This is a genomic window from Stenotrophomonas sp., assembly GCF_031995405.1.
Classification (GTDB): domain Bacteria; phylum Pseudomonadota; class Gammaproteobacteria; order Xanthomonadales; family Xanthomonadaceae; genus Stenotrophomonas.
Genome location: NZ_DAMAGC010000011.1, coordinates 42,944 through 60,271, shown reverse-complemented (window position 1 = coordinate 60,271; position 17,328 = coordinate 42,944). Strand labels below are relative to the sequence as shown.

General features: G+C 69.0%; 5 protein-coding genes. All 5 read right to left on the bottom strand.

The window, feature by feature from the left end:
* Positions 1–1,171 (bottom strand): type II secretion system F family protein (locus tag RTO53_RS03455; RefSeq protein ID WP_312236485.1); only part of this gene is annotated, 1,171 nt, incomplete at its 3' end.
* A gap of 37 nt (positions 1,172–1,208) precedes the next feature.
* A complete protein-coding gene (gspE, locus tag RTO53_RS03450) occupies positions 1,209–2,936 on the bottom strand; it encodes a type II secretion system ATPase GspE (protein WP_312236484.1) in 1,728 nt (575 codons plus the stop codon).
* 248 nt (positions 2,937–3,184) lie between these two features.
* Complete coding sequence (locus tag RTO53_RS03445; protein ID WP_312236487.1) at positions 3,185–5,038, bottom strand: S8 family peptidase; 1,854 nt, start codon at positions 5,036–5,038, stop codon at positions 3,185–3,187.
* Positions 5,039–5,196: 158 nt separating this feature from the next.
* A complete protein-coding gene (locus tag RTO53_RS03440) occupies positions 5,197–12,768 on the bottom strand; it encodes an ESPR-type extended signal peptide-containing protein (protein ID WP_312236483.1) in 7,572 nt (2,523 codons plus the stop codon).
* Between the two features lie 450 nt (positions 12,769–13,218).
* Entirely contained in the window at positions 13,219–17,103 is a 3,885-nt protein-coding gene (purL, locus tag RTO53_RS03435) for a phosphoribosylformylglycinamidine synthase (protein WP_312236482.1), read from the bottom strand.
* Positions 17,104–17,328 lie beyond the last annotated feature (225 nt).

Here is a 17,328-nt window from a genome sequence, read left to right as displayed (position 1 = left end):
TCACCAGGCCAACCACCGAGGCCAGCCCCAGGGTGATCACCGGAACCATCGCCGACAGCAGCCGGTCGATCGCGCGCGCGCTTTCCTGTTCGAAGGTATCGGCGGTCTTGAGCAGCATGGCATCGAGCGCGCCCGATTCTTCGCCGACCTGGATCATCTGCAGCGCCAGCCGTGGAAAGCGCTTGCTGCGCGACAACGACAGCGACAGGCCGTTGCCGTTCTTGACCTCGTCGCTGGCGGTGTCCACGTCGGCAGCCAGTGCGCGGTTGCCCAGCACGTTGCGGGCGATGCCCAGCCCGGCCAGCAGCGGAACCCCATTGCGCAGCAGCGTGCCCAGCGTGCGCGCCAGGCGCGCGGTTTCCAGCTTGGCCAGCAGCGGGCCGATGCCCTTGCGCTGCAGCAGCCACCCATCCATCGCCAGGCGGAACGCCGGTTGCCGCAGCTTGCGTTCGATCACCAGCAGCGCCAGCGCCGGCACCACGATCATCGCTAGCCAGCCTTCGCGCACCACCAGCCCAGCCGCCAGCACCCACTGGGTGAACCACGGCAGGGCCACGTCGAGGCTTTCGTACATGAGCGCGAACTGCGGCACCACATAGCCCAGCAGGAACAGCAGCGCACCGCCGACCACGGCCAGCAGGATCGCCGGGTAGATCAGCGCATTGATGACCCGACCCTTCAACTCGGCGCTGCGCTCGAGATAATCGGCCAGCCGCTGCAGGGTGTCGTGCAGGCTGCCACCGGCTTCACCGGCACGGACCATGTTGACGTACAGCCGCGAGAACAGACCGTGCTGGCGCTCCAGTGCCGTCGACAGCGAGGCACCGCCGCGCACCACATCGCGGATCTCGGTGATGACCCGACGGCTGCGCTCGTCCTCGGGAAGTTCGAGCAGGATGGTCAGCGCGCGGTCCAACGGCTGGCCGGCACCCAGCAGGGTGGCCAGCTGCTGGGTGAACTGCACCAGCGCGGCGCCATCGAACGGCTTGCGTCGCCACAATGCCGCCCACGAGGAGGCGGTGGCCACACCCTCGCTGGCCAGGCGCGCTTCCATCGGCAGGTGGCCCTGGTCCTGCAGACGCAGCGCGACCTCGGCTTCGCTGGCCGCTTCCATCTGGCCATCGAACACCTCGCCATGGGCGTTGAGCGCCTTGTAGCGGTACTGCGCCATGCTCAGCCGCCCGTCCGCCACCGAAGCCGCGCGCGCATCAGGATTCCTCCGTCACGCGCAGCACTTCCTCGATGGTGGTGTGGCCGAGCAAGGCCTTGGACAGCCCATCCTCGTACATGGTGCGCATGCCGGCGGCGCGTGCGATCTTCTCGATCTCGCCCATGCCGGCGCGCTGCATCACCGCGCGCCGCAGTTCGTCGTTCATCACCAGGAACTCCATGATGGTGGTGCGACCGAGATACCCGGTCGGTGCGATCGCCGAGGGCTGTGCGCGATACAGGAAGATCTCGCCCTCCGGCTGCAGGCGGCGCAGTTCGAACTTCTCGATCTGCTCGGGTGAGGCCGCGTAGCGCTGCGCGTGCTGCGGCTCCAGCCGGCGCACCAGGCGCTGGGCCAGGATGCCGTTGATGGTGGAGGTGAGCAGGTAGTCTTCCACGCCCATGTCGAGCAGGCGGGTGATGCCGCCGGCGGCGTTGTTGGTGTGCAGCGTGGACAGCACCAGGTGGCCGGTAAGCGCGGACTGGATCGCGATGCGCGCGGTTTCCAGATCGCGCATTTCGCCGATCATGATGATGTCCGGATCCTGGCGCACGATGCTGCGCAGCGCATGGGCGAAATCCAGCCCGATCTGCGGCTTGGCCTGGATCTGGTTGATGCCTTCGATCTGGTATTCGACCGGGTCCTCGACGGTGATGATCTTCACATCGGAGGTATTGAGCTGGCTCAACGCGGTGTACAGCGTGGTGGTCTTGCCCGAGCCGGTGGGGCCGGTGACCAGCAGGATGCCGTGCGGCTGTTCGAGCACCTTGCGGAACTGCGGCAGGAACGCGTCGGTGAACCCCAGGCGATGGAAATCGAACACCACCGTGTCGCGGTCGAGCAGTCGCATCACCACGCTTTCGCCATGCGCGGTCGGCACGGTGCTGACGCGCAGATCCAGTTCCTTGCCCTGCACGCGCAACATGATGCGACCGTCCTGCGGCAGGCGGCGCTCGGCGATGTTGAGCCGGGCCATGATCTTGATGCGGCTGATCACCGCGGCGGTCAGGTTGGCCGGCGGACTCTCGCCTTCGATCAGCACGCCGTCGACGCGGTAACGCACCTTGAGGCGGTTTTCGAACGGTTCGATATGGATGTCCGAGGCGCGCAGTTCGAACGCCCGCTGGATGACCAGGTTGACCAGCCGGATCACCGGTGCCTCGGAAGCGAGATCGCGCAGGTGCTCGATATCATCGACCACGCTGCCCTCGCCATCGGCGGTTTCCACGATCGCCCCCATCGCGCTGCGGCCCTGCCCGTACCAGCGCTCGATCAGGTCATCGATCTCCGCGCGCAGCCCGACGTGCACGCGCACCGGCACGCCCATGGCGAGCTGCACCGCGTCGGCGGCGTAGGGATCCTGCGGATCGCTCAGCCACAGATCGAGCACGCCGTCGTGCAGCGCGAGCGGGCAGACATGGAACTGCTTGAGGAAGCGCAGCGAGAGCGGCAGCGCGTCCAGCAGCGATTCCGGGGCGGCTTCGGGCACGGCGCGTGCCTCCAGCAGCGGCAGCTGCAGGACCTCGGCACTGGTCTGGGCATGGTCGCGCTCGGACACCAGGCCCAGCCGCACCAGCAGCTGCAGCAAACTGCCACCGGCTTCGCGGTGCAGCGGACGGGCTCGCGCCAGGTCGCCTTCCTTCAGGCGGCCATTGCGCAGCAACGCCTCGACGATGCGGTGTTCCGCACTGGAATCTGCGATGGGATCGTGGGCAACCGCGTTCACAAAAGCTCTCCTGGCGACCGTGCGACTTTAGCAGTTCAACGCTGCCCTGCACCGCTTTGGCGGTGCCCGGAGAAAAAGGATTGGATGCTTGCCTGGCGCCAACGATTGATTCCGTATGTGAGGGCGAATCGAGAGCAACGGCTGCGGGTGTTCGCCTCTTACGGGCCTGGGCGGGCAAGGGTGGAGAAACCCCCAAACAAAAAGCGGGCGCCCGTCACAACGACGGACGCCCGCGAACCACACACCCGTTACTGGTTGGCGATGACGCTCACGCCGCTGAATGCGGACTCGCCGACCAGCTTGATGTAGTACGTACCGGCTACCGGCGCGGTGAAGCGCACGGTTTCACTGTTGCCCGGACGGGTCGACTTGGCGTCGAACACGGTCGCGGTCGGCTCCTTGCCCTGGCTGACGTACACCGACACGTTGCCGCTGCCACCGTAGGTGAGCAGGCTCAGCACCTTGCCGGCCTGGGCGTCGAAGCTGTACAGCACTTCGCTGCCACCGGCGCCGCTCAGGCCGCCCACCGCCACTTTGTTGGTCAGCGGAATCGCGGTCGGACCGCAGTTCTCGGTGCACTCTTCTTCCAGCGCCTTGGCCAGCGCGGCCTTGGCATCGACGATGCCGGTGCCGATCGGGGTAGCCGCCGGGATGGTCACCGGGAACTTGCGCGCCGTCGACTTGAGCAGGGCTTCCAGCTCGGCCGGGGTGAACGCGTCGCGGTTGTTGGCGATGCGGGCGCTCTGCACCAGCGCGGCGACTGCGGCCACGTGCGGCGAGGACATCGAGGTGCCGCCCTTGCCGCCGTAATCGGAGGTACCCAGTTCCGGCGAGGTGGTGCTGCTGGAGATGGCCTGCCAGATGTAGCCGCCCGGATTGCCATCCACGCTGCCGCCGCCGCCCGGCGCCGACAGATCCACCGCCGCACCATAGTTGGAGTAGTAGGTGATGCCACCGGTGATGCGCGTGGCACCCACCGCGACGACGTTGTTGCAGTTGGCCGGACGGGCGTTGGAAACATTGCCGCCGGCATTGCCTGCGGCCACCACCACCAGCGTGCCGCGCGACACCGCACCGTTGATCGCGGCCTGGTAGACCGGATCGCAGGCGCCGCTGCCGCCCAGGCTCATGTTGATGATCTCGGCCGGATTGGCGTTGGCCGGGATCCCCGCCACCGTACCGCCCGAGGCCCAGGTGATGGCATCGGCGATGTCCGACAGGCTGCCACCGCACTTGCCAAGCACGCGCACCGGCAGCACCTTGGCCTTGTAGGCAACGCCGGCCATGCCGACGCCGTTGTTGGTGGCCTCGGCAACCGTGCCGGCCACGTGGGTACCGTGCCAGGAGCTGTCTTCGGCCAGCGAGCCGGTGTAGCACTCGTTGTCGTTCTCCACCCAGTCACCGTAATCCAGCGCACCCGGGACGCGCGCGTCGGTCGGGCGGCGGGAGGTCTCCGCATCGCTGATGAAGTCGTAGCCTTCCAGCAGATTGCCGCTGAAGTCTTCATGGTTGGGCAGGATGCCGGTATCGATCACCGCCACCACCACGCCCTCGCCCTGCGAGACGTCCCACGCCGACGGTGCGTTGATGCCGCCGGTGGCATTGCCGAAGTGCCACTGGTACTGCGCGTAGTACGGGTCGTTGGGCACCAGCTGCTTGGTCTCGGTCGGCTTGGCGCGCAGGTCGGCGCGCTGCATGCGCGCGTCGGCCACGGCGTATTCCACGCTCGGGTCGGCCTTCAGTTCGGCCAGCACCTTCTGCAGTTCGGCATCGCCCAGGCGGCTCTTCAGACGGATCAGGTCGGCGCCGACGCCGAGCTTGCGCACGACCTGCGGGCTGAGCGCGCCGGCACGCGCGGTGCCGCCGTTGAGGGTGGCGCGCGACAGCGCCGAGTTCACCACCGCCAGCTTCGCCGAGCGGTCCGAGGCAGCGGCGCTGCCATTGGCGTACTTGACGATGATGCCGTTACTGGTCTGCTGCGCGGCCGTCGCCGGGCGCTTCGGCTCTTCGGTGCGCGGGCTGGCGGCAAAGGCCGAGCCGGCGGAGATCGACAGCAGCGCGGCTGCCAGTACGTTGATGCGAAGGTTCTGCTTACTGGTCACGTTGAAATCCTCTTCAAGGTCATGATCGAACGACTGTTCAGGCCAACATTCCATGCGAGTTCCCTGGCCGGCCCTGGCCAGGGTTCCCGTGACCCGCCCCCTCAGGCCTTGCATTGCTTGCGGCGCGGCCCGTCCGGGCCACGCCCTGCAACATCCGCTTACCAGCCGAAGCCGGCACCCACGCCGACCGAGCTGTCATCGCTGCTGAACGCGCCGCCGATGGTGACCGTGGCGCGCTCGCTGAGCGCACGCTGGTAGCCCAGCGACAGTGCCGATTCGCCCCCCTGGTAGCCGACACCCACGCCGACCCGGTTCTGGGTACGCACGCCGGCCGCACTGGTGGCCATGTTGAGCATCGCCGCGCTCATCGCCCCCTGGCGATCGATGCGACGATCCTGGTGACGCAGGCGCTGGTCGATCTCGCCCTTGTACATGTCGAAGCTGTCGGCCATCGCGCCGAAGCGCTGGTCGGTGTAGCTGTTGGCGGTGGCGATGCCCCCATCCAGCTGGCCCTTGTTGACCGCGTCGGTCGCCTGCGAACCGGCGGCGACGTTGGTGACCTGGCGCTCATTGCCCACTGCACCGACCGACACCGCATTGGCGCGGTCGGCGACCGAACCCTGGCCGAGCGCGACCGAATTGGCCGCCGTTGCCGTGGCGCCCTGACCGATCGCAGTGGCCGAGGCCCCGCTGGCCACCGCGCCATCGCCCATCACCACCGCATTGACCGCGGTCGGTGCGGCGGCAACCGGCGCGCTGACCACCTGTGCCGTACCGGCACTGGCAGCGTTCGGCGTACCCTGCACGCTGGCCGTGGCCGCAGTGTCGTCCACGCTTGCCAGCGAGGCAGCAGCGAGGCTTGCAGCCGCCGGCGCTGCCGCGCTGCGTGCACGTGCAGTGGTGCTGCCGCTTGCAACGCGCTGGTCGAGGTCGCTGACCTTGCGGTCCAGCGCGCCCAGTGCGTCGCCGACGTTGGTGTAGGTCGCGCCCTGGATGACGTAGTTGGGGGCCACGAACACCCCCTGCATGCCCACGCTGGCACCGCCGCCGAGGAAGCTGGCGGCGTCGGACAGGGACTGGAACAACTGGCCGCCGTTGATCGCCTGGCGGCTGCCCGAGGCGATCGAGCCGCTGCCGACGTTGTCCACCACGGTGCCCTGCACGCCCGACAGGGTCAGACGGTCGCGGCTGGCATCGTCGTAGGTCAGTGCATTGGCGGTGACGGTCTCGACCGAACCGATGCGCTCGTCGATGTCGCCCACACGCGTTTCCACCGCGCCCACGCGCTGGTTGGTGGTGTTGAGCTGCCCACCGGTGACCGCGTCGGTGCTGCCCGCCGCGATGCGACCGGCGCCGACGTTGACGATGCGGCGCGTGGCCGGACCGTCGGTGCCGTTGCCGCCGCCGACCGAGACCACGTTGGCTTCCACCGCACGTGCCCCCGAACCCAGCGCTACCGAACCGGCGCCGGAGACGCCTGCACCGGCACCCAGCGCGATGCTGCCGGCGCCGTTGCTGGCGAAGGCGCCATTGCCGATCGCCACGCCGTTGACCGCATTGGTCGAGGCCGAGCGGCCAAGCACGGTGCTGTTGTCACCGCGCGCGGACGCATCGGCGCCGACCGCGGTGGCACCGGTTGCCGAGGCGACCGCCGCGCTGCCCAGCGCACTGCTGCGGTTGCCACTGGCCGCCGCGCCGGAGCCGGCGGCGAGTGCATCGCTGCCGCTGGCGGTGGCCACGCCGGTACCGCTGGCCTTGAAGTGCTTGCCCACTGCGTCGGCCGTGGCCGCCACGGTGTCCAGCTGCGCCTTGTTGACCGCATCGTTGGCATTGACCGCCGCGCCGACGTTGGTGATGCGGCGCGTGGCCGGACCGGTGGTGCCGTTGCCGCCACCGACCGAGACCACGTTGGCCTCGCTGGTCCGCGCACCGGCACCGAGGGCGACGCTGCCGGCACCGCTGGCCGAGGAGCTCTTGCCCAGCGCGGTGGCATTGATGCCGCTGTAGGCATAGCTGTCCTGGCCGATCGCGGTGGAGCCGGCCGAGGTGGCCCAGGCCAACTGACCGACCGCCGTGGTCTGCGCCGCCGTGGCCCAGGCGTTGGAACCGGCAGCGATGCTGTTGGCACCGCTGGCCTGCGAGGCATAGCCGATCGCGTTGGCGTAGGCACCGGAGGCGGCACTGCCCCAGCCCAGTGCGGAGGCGTAGTCGCCGCTGGCCTCGGCGCCGTAGCCCAGCGCCGTGGTCCGCACGCCGCTGGCGGCGCTGAAGGTACCGACGGCGGTGCTGTAGTCGCTGCCCGCTTCGGCGCTGTAACCGAAGGCGGACGACTGCAGCCCGGCAGCGGTGGACCCGGCACCGCTGGCGGTGCTGAACACACCGGTCGCCTGCGCGCCCGCACCGAGCGCGGTGGCGCCGATGCCGCTGGCACTGGTGGCCTTGTCGAGCACCACGTTGCCATTGGCGTCTTCGTAATACAGCGCGCCACCGATGGCAGTGGCCGAATCGGCGGTGGCCGACGCGTTGAAGCCCGAGGCCGAGGCATAGCGGCCGGACGCGTTCGCGCCGCTGCCGTATGCCGAGGCGCCGGTACCGAACGCATTGGCCGCTTCACCGGCCGCCGTCGCGTAGGCACCGTCGACGTAGCTGCCGACATCATCGCCGTTGCCGCTGCCGGAGGCCTTGAACTGGCGGTTGGTCTGCTCGGCAACGTCGGCGACGGCATCGAGCTGGTTGAGGTTGACCGCATCGGTGCCTTCGGTGCCGGCGGCGACGTTGGTGATCTGGCGCTGCGCGGTGGCCGTGCCGACCGAGACCGTGTTGTCGCGGACGGCGCTGGAACCGGCACCCAGGGCGACGCTGTTCACGCCTTCTGCCGAGGCATTTGCACCCAGCGCGGTGGCGCTGGCGGCATCGGCCCAGGAGTTCCAGCCGATCGCGGTGGCGTAGTCGTCGGTGGCCCATGCACCGGCGCCGAACGCGGCCGCACCGGTGCCGCTGGCACGGGCCGGGATCAGGCCGAAGTAGGTCGACCCACCGATGGCCACGCTTTCATCGCCGGTGGCTTCACTGGATTCACCGAGCGCGACCGCGCTGGCACCGGAGGCGGTCGCCGAGGTGCCGACCGCGGTGGCGAGGCTGTTGGACGCAATCGCGCCATAGCCCAACGCATTGGACAGGCGACCGCTGGCTTCGCTGTAGCTGCCGAACGCGGAGGCACCGGCGTCGGAAGCGCTGCTGCGGAAGCCGTTGGCGGTGGCCTGCTGGCCGCTGGCCACCGACTCGAAGCCGTTGGCGGTGGCGTAGGCACCGCTGGCCAGCGCACCGCTACCGACGGCGCTGGCACCGATCTCGCTGGCATTGGCGTTGCTGCCCAGCGCCACGCTGTTCTCGCCACTGGCCTGCGCATTGCTGCCCACCGCCGCCGCCCCATCGGCGCTGGCCAGGGCGCTGTCGCCCACGGCCGTGGCGCTGGTGGCCAGCGCATTCGCACCGGCACCCAGCGCGGTGGCACCGTCACCGATCGCGGTGGCCGCTTCACCGGCCGCCAGCGCGTCGTCGCCTTCCACGTACGCACCGGCATCGCTGTTGTCGCTGCCGCTGGCCTTGAAGTATTTGCTGGTGGCTTCACCGGCGGCAGCCACTGCGTTCAACTGATTGACGTTGACCGCATCGGTGCCTTCGGTACCGGCGGCAACGTTGGTGACCTGACGCTCGGCCCCGGCACTGCCCACCGACACGGTGTCGTCGCGGTCGGCGATCGAGTCGGCACCGAGGGCAACGCTGTTCTCGCCACTGGAGGTGGCCGCATTGCCCAATGCCGTGCTGTTCAGACCCGGCGACCACGCACCGCCACCGACGGCGGTGGAATAGTTGCCCGACGCTTCGGTGGCCAGCAGGCCGAACAGCGAACCGCCGACGGCGACACTGTTGGTGCCGGTGGCCAGACTGCCCTGGCCGGTGGCGGTGCTGTACGCACCGGACGCCTCGGCATCGCCGCCGACGGCCACGCTGTTGGAACCGGTGGCCTGGGCGAAGCTGCCCAGCGCGGTGGCATTGAAGGCGCTGGCCACGGCCAGCCCGCCGATGGCGGTGGTGTAACCGGCAGTGGCTTCGGCACCGAAGCCGTAACCGGCCGAGAGCGTGCCGCTGACCACGCTTTCAGCGCCGACGGCCGTAGCGCCCTGGCCGCTGGCGGTGCTGTAGTACCCCAACGCGACCGATTCCTCACCGGCCGCTTCGGAGAGCGCGCCGCCAGCGAGGCTGCCGGCCCCGGAGGCGATGCTGGCGGCGCCGGTGGCGGTGCTCTGCTCGCCGGTGGCTTCGCTTTCGGCACCCGTGGCCGTGGCGTACTCGCCGCTGGCCTGTGCATTGGCACCGACCGCGATGGCATTGGCGCCAGTGGCCAGTGCATTGAAGCCGACCGCACTGGCGTTGTCGGCCAGCGCGAACGCACCACTGCCCAGCGCGGTGGCGCCGCTGCCGGCAGCGAAGCTGCTGGAGCCGACCGCCGTGGCGTAATCGCCGTCGGTGGCGGCGTTGGCGCCGGCCGCTACGCTTTCCTCACCGCCGGCCACGGCCACGCCGTCGCCGCTGGCCTGGAACTGCGCGGTGGCATCGGTGAGCTGGTCCACGTTCACCGCATCGGTACCCTCGGTACCGGCGGCGACGTTGGTGATCTGGCGCTGACGGTCCGCATTGCCGACCGACACCGTGTAGGCACGATCGGCGACCGCGCCGGCACCCAGTGCCACGGCATTGGAGGCACTGGCACTGCTGCCGGCACCGATGCCGATGGCGCTTTCACCGCCGGCCACCACATTGGTGCCGATGGCGATGCTGTTGATGCTGTTGCCCAAGGCCTGGAAGCCGACCGCGACGCTGTTGTCGCCATAGCCGAACGCACCGCGGCCGAGCGCGGTGGCGCTGCTGCCGCGGGCCCAGCTGTTGTAGCCGATCGAGGTGGAGCCGGTGCCGCTGGCCCAGGCCGACTGGCCCACGGCGGTGGCATTGGCTTCGGTCGCCCACGCGCTGGCACCGAACGCGGTTGCACCGTCTTCGGTGGCCCATGCATAGGCGCCGGTGGCGGTGGTTTCCTCACCGCTGGCGAAGGCGTTGTCGCCCTGGGCGACGCTGTAGTCGCCGGTGGCGCGCGCCTTGTAACCGGCGGCCAGGCTGTTGCTGCCGGTGGCCTGTGCACCGCTGCCGAACGCATTGCTGGTGGTACCGGTCGCCAGTGCACCGGCACCCACCGCGACGGCGTCCTGCGCCGCCGTGGTGCCGACCTTCACCGCATTGCCGTCGGCATCGACCAGCGGCTGGTTGAATTCGTCATAGGCCTGGCCGAGGCCGCCGATGGCGACGCTGCCGTTGCCATTGGCACTGACATTGCGCCCGACCGCGACGCTGTCATCGCCAAGCGCATTGGCACCGTTGCCAATCGCGGCCGCGCCCGCACCCAGCGCATTGCTTGCCTCACCGGCGGCCAGCGCGCCATCGCCTTCGGCGAACGCACCGACGTCACTGTCCTCGGATGCATTCGCCTTGAAGCGGCTGGCAGTGACGTTGGCCACCTGCGCCACGCCATCCAGCTGCGCCTTGTTGACCGCGTCGGTGGCTTCGGTACCAGCGGCCACATGGGTGATCTGGCGTTCGTTGCCGACATCGCCGACCGACACCGTATTGGCGCGGGTGGCGGTGGAGTTGGCGCCGAGGGCGACGCTGTTTTCACCGCGTGCGGTGGCGTAGAAGCCCACGGCGGTGCTGAGCTCGCCGCTGGCCCAGGTCTCCGCGCCCAGCGCGGTGGCGCCCTCGCCCGGTGCATAGGCGAAGTAGCCCACGGCGGTGGCTTCGGTACCGGACGCTTCGGTCAAGGTGCCGTTGGCCACGGCGTAATCACCGCTGGCGATCGCACCGGCACCGACTGCCGTGGCCGCTTCGCCGCTGGCCTGGGTCTGTACGAAGAAGCCCAGCCCTGGCAGCAGGTCGGCCGGGCCGCCGATGGCGGTGCTGCTGTTGCCGGTGGCCACGCTCTGGGTGCCGACTGCCGTGGCGTAGTCGCCGGTCGCGTTGGCGACCGCGCCGAAGGCGGAGGACTGCGCACCGCCGGCATAGGCACCCACGCCATAGGAGGAGGCCGCAAAGCCGGACGCTTCCGCACTGGCGCCGACGGCGGTTCCGCCGACACCGGCGCTGGTCGCACCGGTATCCACCGGTACGCCGCCGTTGGTGATCAGCGGATTGCCATCGGCATCCACCGCGACACCGCCAACGGCCACGCTGCCCGGGCCGGTGGCCTGTGCGTTGTTGCCGAAGGCCGCGCTGTTCTGGCCGCTGGCCAGCGCGTTGAACCCAACCGCCGTGGCGTTCTGCGCGTACGCGGCCGCGCCGCCGCCCAGGGCGGTGGCACCGCTGCCGATGGCATTGCTGGCTTCGCCGATGGCCGTGGCGTTGTCGCCGTCCACATACGCGCCGACATCGCTGTCGGTGCTGCCGCTGGCCTGGAAATACTTGCTGGTGGTGGCCGCAACCGCGCCCACCGTATCCAGCTGGGACTTGTTCACCGCGTCGTTGGCCTCGGTACCGTCGGCCACGTTGGTGATCTGCCGGCGCAGGCCGTTTTCGCCGTTGCCCACCGACACCGTATCCACGCGATCGGCATAGGAGCCGGCGCCAAGCGCCACGCTGCCCACCGCCACCGCCGCGGAGTTGGACCCGAGCGCGGCGCTGAAATCGGCGACCGCGACACTGAACGCACCTACCGCGATCGAGGCTTCGCCGCCGCTGCCCGCACCGCGGCCCAGCGACGTACTGCCCGCACCGATCGCCAGTGCACCGCCACCGATCGCGGTAGCGCCATCGGCGCTGGCTTCGGCCAGGCCACCGATCGCCGTGGCTGCACCGTTTTCGCTGGCGGCCAATGCCGACGCGCCGAGGGCGACGTCGCCCAGACCGAACGCACCGGCACTCTGGCCGACCGCAACGCTTGCATCGCCAAAGGCGAGCGCATTCTGGCCGAACGCACTGGCGCCCAGGCCGGCGGCAATGGCCTGGCTGCCCGCTGCAGTGGTGGCGTTGGCCAGCGCCTGGCTGCCCTGGCCCAGTGCGGTGGCGCCATCGCCGTCAGCGTTGGCACCGGCCCCGGCGGCAAGTGCGCCGTCACCGTCGATCTTCGCCGCGTCGCTGTCGTTGCCTGCGCCATCGGCCTTGAAATAGCGGGTCGCGCCTTCGGCGGCGACCGCAACCTTGTCCAGCTGCGCCTTGTTCACCGCGTCGGTGGCGGCGGTGCCGGCGGCCACGTTGGTGACCTGGCGTTCCTTGCCGGCATCACCGACGGAGACGGTATTGACGCGATTGGCCTTCGAGCCTGCGCCGAGCGCAACGCTGTTGTTGGCCGAGGCGGTGCTGTTGCTGCCGATCGCCACGGCGTTGGTGCCCGACGCGGTGGCGTTGCCGTCGACCACGCAGCTGTCGATCACCGAGCTGTTGAGTACCACGCAGTTGGCGTTGCCGCCCACTTCCACCGACTGCGCCTGCACGCCTGGCGCGAAACCGGCGATACCCGCCCCCAGCGTCAATGCGATGGCGGCCGACAACAGCGACGTGCCGCGCGTGTCGGTGGATCGTCGCTGGTCGATGACCACGCCGGCGGACTGGCTGCTGGCCAATTCCGAGGCAACAACCATCTGCCCCAGTGCTTTGTTCCAGACCTTGCGATAAATCCGATTCATCGATGCGACTCCTGAGTGGGCTGGTTTTAGGCAAAGCGACGCCAACGCCGGACCGCGTGGTCCAACGTCCCCTGGGGGCGTTTTTCGCTTGATTTAGTGCGTTGCGCCGAATGGCTCGCTACAGACGTACAGCCGACTCGCCATCCATGCGGTTACTGCAGAACTGAATGCTTCCGAAATGAGCAATCAGTGTTAACGCACCGTGGCAACAACGTCAACACTTTGACTCCCAAAAACTCACGACCGCCAAACGCGTCACAAAAACGGCGCAAAACACGCTTATTTCGTTAGTTCCATGTGAGTAATGGTCATAACGCGTTTTCACACTGAAACGCGCTGTAACTCATTGCTGGGGATCATTTTCCGCTGCGCACAAAAAGAAACCGCCGGGATTACCGGCGGTTTCTTCACGCGATTTTCATCGCGTCGACAACGGTGGCATGCGCGCTGTCAGCCGCACCATACGCGTGCGTTTCGGAACATCCGCAGCCACGGCGAATCGCCCTGCCATTCGCTCGGACGCCAGCTCAGGTTGAGTGCGCGCGGCGTGCGTTCGGGATGCGGCATCATGATGGTGACGCGACCGTCGGTGCTGGTCAGGCCGGTGATGCCGTCCGGCGAACCGTTCGGGTTGAGCGGGTACTGGGTGGCCACGTTGCCATCGCCATCGACGTAGCGCAGTGCAACGCGCGCGGCGGCCTGGTCCACGGCCGTGGCGAACACCGCCTGGCCTTCACCATGGGCCACCGCCACGGGCAGGCGGGCGCCGGCCATGCCACGCAGCAGGATCGACGGCGATTCCACCACTTCCAGCAGCGCGGTGCGGGCTTCGAACTGCTCGCTGCGGTTACGGCGGAACTGCGGCCAGTGCTCGGCACCAGGGATGATGTCCTTGAGCTGGCTCATCATCTGGCAGCCGTTGCACACGCCCAGCGCGAAGCTGTCCTGGCGCGCGAAGAACGCCGCGAACGCATCACGCAGCGCGCCGCGCTCCAGCACCGAGGTGGCCCAGCCGCGGCCGGCACCGAGCACGTCGCCGTAACTGAAGCCACCGCAGGCCACCAGGCCGGTGAAGTCGGACAACGCCACGCGACCTTCGATCAGGTCGCTCATGTGCACGTCATACGCACTGAACCCGGCACGCTCGAAGATGTTGGCCATTTCGATCTGGCCGTTGACGCCCTGCTCGCGCAGCACCGCCACGCGCGGACGCGCGCCGGTGTTGATGAAGGGCATCGCCACGTCTTCGTTGAGATCGAAGGTCAGCTTGGGCTTCAGGCCCGGCGCGTTGAAGTTGCGCGCGATCGCACGCTCCTGGTCGGCGTTGTCGGGGTTGTCGCGCAGCTTCTGCATGGCGTGGGTGACCGACCACCAGGCATCGAACAGCGCCTCCCAGCGCCACTCCACCAGGCTCTCGCCCTGTAGCGACACCCGCACCACCGGGGCGGTGGTCGGTCGGGCGATGCGCTGGGCGCATTCGGTCAGCGCATGGCGTTCGACCAGGTCGGCGAAGGCCGCGCGGTCTTCCTTGGCGATCTGCACCACCGCACCCAGTTCTTCGTTGAACAGACTGCGGAACGGATCATCGCCCCAGGCATCCAGGGTGATGTCCAGGCCCAGGCGCGAGGCGAAGGCCATTTCGCACAGCGCGGCAAACGCGCCGCCGTCGCTGCGGTCGTGATACGCCAGCAGCAGGCCGGACTGACGCGCATCGCGGATCAGTTCGAAGAACGCACGCAGGCGCTGTGCATCGTCCAGGTCCGGCGCCGCACCGGCGAAGGCCGGCAGGGCGCTGTGGTCGGCATGCACCTGGGCCAGGATCGAACCGCCCAGGCGCTGCTTGCCAGCCCCCAGCCCGATCAGCCACAACTCGCTTTCGGTATCGCGGTCGAGCAGCGGGGTCAGCTGTGCGGTGGCGTCGGCCACCGGTGCAAAGGCGGTGATCACCAGCGACACCGGCGACACCGACTTGTGTGCCTGGCCATCGGCCTGCCACTGGGCCTGCATCGACAGCGAATCCTTGCCGACCGGAATGCTCAGGTCCAGTTGCGGGCACAGTTCCATGCCCACCGCGCGCACCGCGTCGTACAGCAGCGCGTCTTCGCCCTCGTGGCCGGCCGCCGCCATCCAGTTGGCCGACAGCTTCACCGTGTCCAGCGCGTCCACCGGGGCGGCGCAGAGGTTGGTGATCGCTTCGCCCACCGCCATGCGCGCCGAGGCGGCCGCATTGAGCAGGGCCAGCGGGGTGCGTTCGCCGATCGCCATCGCTTCACCGGCCACGGTATCGAAACCGGCCAGGGTGATGGCGACGTCGGCCAACGGCAGCTGCCACGGGCCGATCATCTGCTCACGCGCGGTCAGGCCACCCACACTGCGGTCGCCAATGGTGACCAGGAAGTTCTTGCACGCCACCGACGGGTGCGCGAGGACGCGCAGGCCGGCTTCATGCAGGTCCAGTCCGGCGGTCTTCAGCGCCGGCCAGCGCGGTGCCGGTGGGTGCGTGGCATCGCGGTGCATCTTCGGCGCCTTGCCGAACAGCACGTCCATCGGCAGGTCGATCGGCGCATCTGCCGGCGTATTGCCCACGGTCGCGCCATAGGCCACGACCAGGCGTTCTTCGGCAGTGGCCACGCCGACCGCGGCGAACGGGCAGCGCTCGCGTGCGCACAGCGCGGCAAACTCGGCCAGACGCGCCTGCGGCACGCCGAGCACGTAACGCTCCTGCGATTCGTTGCACCACAACTGCATCGGCGACAGCGACGGATCGTCGGTGGGCACCTTGCCCAGGTCGATCACACCGCCCACGCCGGAGTCGTGCAGCAGTTCCGGGATCGCGTTGGACAGGCCGCCGGCACCGACGTCATGGAACCAGCGGATCGGGTTGTCCAGGCCGAGCGCGACGCAACGGTCGATCACTTCCTGGCAGCGCCGTTCCATTTCCGGGTTGTCGCGCTGCACGCTGGCGAAATCGAGGTCTTCGGCGCTCTCGCCCGACGCCACCGAACTGGCCGCGCCGCCGCCCAGGCCGATCAGCATGGCCGGGCCACCGAGCACGATCACCGCATCGCCCGGCTGCAGGCGCAGCTTCTCGACCTGGTTCTGGTCGATCGCACCGAGGCCGCCGGCGAGCATGATCGGCTTGTCGTAGGCGCGGGTCAGGCCCTGCCCTTCGGGCAGCTCGAAGCTGCGGAAATAACCGAGCAGGTTGGGGCGGCCGAATTCGTTGTTGAACGCGGCGCCGCCGAGCGGCCCCTCGAGCATGATGTCCAGCGCCGGCGCCATGCGCGGGTTGAGCGCGCGCGGCGCTTCCCACGGCTGCGGCAGCGTCGGGATGCGCAGGTGCGAGACCGAGAAGCCGGTCAGGCCGGCCTTGGGCTTGCCACCGCGGCCGGTCGCACCTTCGTCGCGGATTTCACCGCCCGCGCCAGTCGCCGCACCCGGGAACGGGGCGATCGCGGTCGGGTGGTTATGGGTTTCGACCTTGATGCAGAACGCCGAATCGACCACGGCCTCGCTGCGGTACTCGCCACTGGCCGGGTCCGGGCGATAGCGCGCGGCCGGGAAACCGGCCACCACCGCGGCGTTGTCGCTGTATGCGCTCAACGTGTGCTGCGGGGTCTGCTGGTGGGTGTTCTTGATCATCCGGAACAGCGAGTGCGACTGGTCGGCGCCGTCGATGGTCCAGCTGGCGTTGAAGATCTTGTGCCGGCAGTGTTCGGAATTGGCCTGCGCGAACATCATCAGTTCCACGTCCGACGGCTTGCGGCCGAGCTCGCCGAAGCGCTGGCGCAGGTAGTCGATCTCGTCCTGGGCCATGGCCAGGCCCAGGCGGCGGTTGGCCGCTTCCAGGTCGTCCAGCGCGATCCGCTCCAGTTCGCCACGGGTCGGCGCGCTGAACAAGGCCTGCGCCTGCTCGGCGTCGGCCAGCACCGACTGGGTCATCGGGTCGTGCAGCGCGCGGATCACCGCTTCCTGCGCGGCGGCATCGGCCGGCCAGCCGGCCAGGTCGATGCGCAGGCCACGTTCGACCCGGCGGATCGGCTGCCCGGCGCCACGCACCAGTTCGGTGGCCTTGCTCGACCATGGCGACAGCGTGCCCAGGCGCGGGACCACGAACCGCGAGGTCGCGCCATCTTCACGCCCCGCCAGCGCCGGCTGGGCCTCCAGGATCCGGCTCAGGATCACCGGGTCCGGGGCCGCATCGCCCTCGGTCTGGATGAAGTAGACATGCCAGGCACCGGTGATGCGCAGATCGGTGGCCAGGGACTGCAGGCGGGATTCAAGACGTTCGCGGCGGAACGGCGAAAGGGCGGATGCGCCCTCGAGGACCATCATGTCCGGGGAACCGTGGTTGGAGACGGGGCCCACCATTGTACCCAAGTCCGCCGCCGGGGCTTCCCTGGCCGCCGCGTCCATACCGTGCCTTTCACATTCGAACCATGCGCTGGTTCACGGATTGCGTTCGGAATGCATGACAACGTTGCCACCACCTGGTCAGCGCAGTTGTCCGACTAGGTCCTCGTCCGCCCCCACTGCTGTTGCCGGCCTCTCCCCGGCGCT

Coding starts and splice junctions, on each gene's coding strand:
- purL (WP_312236482.1), bottom strand. CDS start 17,103: ATGATGGTCCTCGAGGGCGCATCCGCCCTTTCGCCGTTCCGCCGCGAA.
- RTO53_RS03440 (WP_312236483.1), bottom strand. CDS start 12,768: ATGAATCGGATTTATCGCAAGGTCTGGAACAAAGCACTGGGGCAGATG.